The sequence below is a fragment of the Legionella waltersii genome (assembly GCF_001468085.1).
GTDB classification, from domain to species: Bacteria; Pseudomonadota; Gammaproteobacteria; order Legionellales; family Legionellaceae; genus Legionella; species Legionella waltersii.
On the sequence record NZ_LNZB01000029.1, the window covers coordinates 1 to 219 of the forward strand.

Below are 219 nucleotides of genomic sequence, written 5' to 3' on the forward strand. Positions count from 1 at the left end.
TCGCTCCTTTATTCCAAGTAGCACGCATTTCTGTCCAACCACTAAAAATATCGGTCATTGTAATAGACCAAACAAAATCACCCATTAGTGAAGTACCGCAATGAGCTACAGTATCTGCTTCCATAAAACCCACTTGGCTGGTATCCCACTGGTTTGTACTAATTGGAATATGTTTTCTGAGAAGGCTTCCTGGCTTAGTTCCACTTAAACCTTTTCCAT

Annotated in this window: 1 pseudogene; it reads right to left on the reverse strand. The window is 40.6% G+C overall.

Going from position 1 to position 219, the window contains the following annotated elements:
- Window positions 1-219 (reverse strand): annotated as a pseudogene (locus Lwal_RS17520) (integrase); the annotation flags it as partial.